The organism is methanotrophic endosymbiont of Bathymodiolus puteoserpentis (Logatchev) (genome assembly GCF_900128525.1).
In the GTDB taxonomy this organism is placed as follows: domain Bacteria; phylum Pseudomonadota; class Gammaproteobacteria; order Methylococcales; family Methylomonadaceae; genus Methyloprofundus.
Window position 1 is genome coordinate 1 of sequence record NZ_FQTQ01000103.1, and the last position, 2,910, is coordinate 2,910.

At 39.3% G+C, this 2,910-nt stretch carries 3 protein-coding genes; all 3 read left to right on the forward strand.

All coding sequences use genetic code 11. The annotated features are described in order from the left end of the window. Positions 1-106 precede the first annotated feature (106 nt). The 3 genes from BQ7314_RS08540 to BQ7314_RS08550 are packed head-to-tail and all read left to right on the forward strand — an operon-like array spanning position 107 to position 2,748. Complete coding sequence (locus BQ7314_RS08540) at positions 107-1,171, forward strand: glutamate-cysteine ligase family protein (RefSeq protein ID WP_483444642.1); 1,065 nt, start codon at positions 107-109, stop codon at positions 1,169-1,171. Positions 1,172-1,175: 4 nt separating this feature from the next. Beyond that, positions 1,176-2,183 (forward strand): M14 family metallopeptidase, encoded by a 1,008-nt coding sequence (locus BQ7314_RS08545; protein ID WP_174483286.1) that lies wholly within the window; start codon positions 1,176-1,178, stop codon positions 2,181-2,183. Positions 2,184-2,238: 55 nt separating this feature from the next. Beyond that, positions 2,239-2,748: a hypothetical protein gene (locus tag BQ7314_RS08550; protein ID WP_174483287.1), complete on the forward strand. Its 510-nt coding sequence runs from the start codon at positions 2,239-2,241 to the stop codon at positions 2,746-2,748. Positions 2,749-2,910: the final 162 nt, after the last annotated feature.

Consider the following 2,910-nt stretch of genomic DNA (forward strand, 5'->3'; position numbering starts at 1 on the left):
CTATCACTTATAGAATTTTTTTGGGGTAAGGAATTGGATTTATTTTATCACTGAATCCTAAATTGAGAATTGCTGCTGTACACACGCGCAAGCTTTAAATAATCATATCCTCATGATCGGCACACTACCTACGCTAAAACGTTCGGCTATGACCTTAAAAAACATGTCGAATATGAACCGCTATCGTGTATTAAATGAACAAATATTAAACGTCCGTAACAAGCCTATCCATTTAGAGATTGGTGGTATAGAACATTTAAAATTTGATCATAATGATGTCATGCTAGAATCAGCAACAACCTCATTACAGCTACACACACAGGTTCCCCTAGACCAAGCACATCATTTTTATAATGCTTCAATTATTGCTTCTGCAGCGGTTGTTGCTAGTTGCGCCAATGCCCCCTATTTATTTGGCAAAAATCTCTGGCATGAATCCCGCATTCCTCTGTTTGAACAGGCAATAGAAACGGGCGGTTACGGAGGTTCAGATCGCGGCCCATTGAAACGCGTTAGCTTTGGCTCAGGTTATGCGCGCGCATCCATAATGGAATGCTTCCAAGAAAATCTAGAGCACTTCCCTATTTTGCTACCTGAGTTATTTTTTGAGCCCCTTGCAAATTTCGATCACTTACGCCTGCACAATGGCACTATCTGGCGCTGGAACCGACCTTTAATCGGCTTTGATGAGGATGGTACGCCACACATTAGAATTGAACATCGTACACCTTCGGCAGGCCCAACCATTATTGATTCCATTGCCAATGCGGCTTTTTATTATGGCTTAAGTAAAAATCTATGTGATGAAATTATTGCTACTGGCATTCCTCTAGACTTTGCTCAAGCAAAAGATAATTTCTATCAAGCTGCGCGCTATGGTTTGGATAGTCATATAACTTGGTTTGATGGTGAAAAACACAGCTTACATAAATTGCTGCAAACGGACTTATTAGCCAGAGCAAGAAAAGGTTTACAATCATTATCCATTGCCAGCGCTGATATTGATACTTACTTAAACATTATTGAGCAACGCATCGCCAACAAACAAACCGGTAGTCAATGGCAGCGTCAATTCATGCAACAACCGCAAGCAACTTTGCAATCTATGACGCAAGCGTATTTAACACATCAATACTCAGAAACCCCCGTTAGCCAATGGGAACTACACTAAAACTATGCAACTTCAACAAATAACGACCTACCCAAAAAAACTGCTTAGCTGTACAGCACAAGATTTACATACTATTTTTCCACAACCGACACTACTGCATTTATCAGGAAAAAACCCACACCCTTTATTTATTTCCGTACTCTTACATGGCAATGAAACCACGGGATTTTTAGCTGTACAGCGCCTACTGAAAAAATATACCCAACAAAGACTACCGCGTTCTATTTCCATCTTTTTTGGCAATACACAAGCCGCAGAACAAGGCTTACGCCGACTCGATACACAAGCAGATTACAATCGTATTTGGCCAGGTACAGATAATCCAATGTGCGCCGCAACAATAGTTGCTCAAGAAATTGTCGATATTATGCGCAGCAAAAAGGTTTTCGCTAGTATTGATATACATAACAATACCGGTTTAAACCCACACTATGCCTGTATTAATAAGCTAGATAATCGCTATTTACAACTGGCTAATTTATTTGCTCGTTTAACCGTCTATTTTATAAGACCGCTAGGCGTGCAGTCCGCTGCCTTTGCTGAACTTTGTCCAGCTGTCACCTTAGAATGCGGTCGTCCTGGGCATCAGCACGGCACCGACCATGCCTTTGAATATCTTAATGCCTGTTTACACTTAAATGAACTCGCCACCTATCCTGTGCATCCGCAGGATATTGACCTATTTCACACGACAGCCCAAGTAAAAATAACCGAAGGTATTAGCTTTAGTTTTAATGATACCCATACAGATTTATTATTTAATAAAGACTTAGAGCGCATGAATTTCACTGAAATCACAGCTAATACAAGTTTGGCTATAGTTAATCAGGATTCAATAATGCCCTTACGCGCCATTGATGAACTCGGTAAAGATGTCACGGATAAATTTTTCACTATCAATAATAAGCAATTAAAAATAAAACGCAAAACCATGCCTTCAATGCTAACACTTGATGAGCGCGTTATTCGACAAGATTGTTTATGTTATTTAATGGAACGAATCAAACTTTAGATCCTGTAAAATAGCACCATGCAAAAACTTCAAACAACAAATCACTGAGCAAACTATGCACGAACTAACCACACCTGAACTTTATAAAGCCTTAGAATACGCTAGGAACCTTGACGAAACAGAAGGCAGAAAAATTTTAAACCAATTTCAAGAAGACCAACCCATACTTGCGCAAATGATCTTCCACCTTTTTCCTATGACGATTAATGAGCAAAACCAAGAGATGAGCCATATATTTATGGACTTATGCTTTGATATTATTTGTGTTTATCAACATGCTTTTGGCAAAACCCCAACGCAAAATGAATTAAGCCCAGAATGGCTAGAAAAACAAGCCGAGCTATTAAGCATGCAATTACAAAGTTTATCTAAGCAAAAAGGCTCATTACAAGAACACTTTGACCAACAAATTCAGCAGACAGGATTAATTAATTTTATCAATGATTCTATTGATGAGTTTGTAACAGAAGACAAAAAACGCAAGTCCGCAGTAAAAATAACCGAAACCATGCTGTTAATCGTCACACATTTATTCAGCAATATTTACACTCATAGCAAGACCTAATCACGACTAACAGGGACGACTTTTAGCCCACCATTACTAAAAACCTGAAGTTTCCCAGAAATTCATCAAGCCACCATGCGTAATAGCGTGGCGACGAGAGAATTAACTGGGGAGTTGCTGGGTTTGGGGCAAAGCCTACTAAAATCCAGATCTAATCCTGCT

Coding starts and splice junctions, on each gene's coding strand:
- BQ7314_RS08550 (WP_174483287.1), top strand. CDS start 2,239: ATGCACGAACTAACCACACCTGAACTTTATAAAGCCTTAGAATACGCT.
- BQ7314_RS08545 (WP_174483286.1), top strand. CDS start 1,176: ATGCAACTTCAACAAATAACGACCTACCCAAAAAAACTGCTTAGCTGT.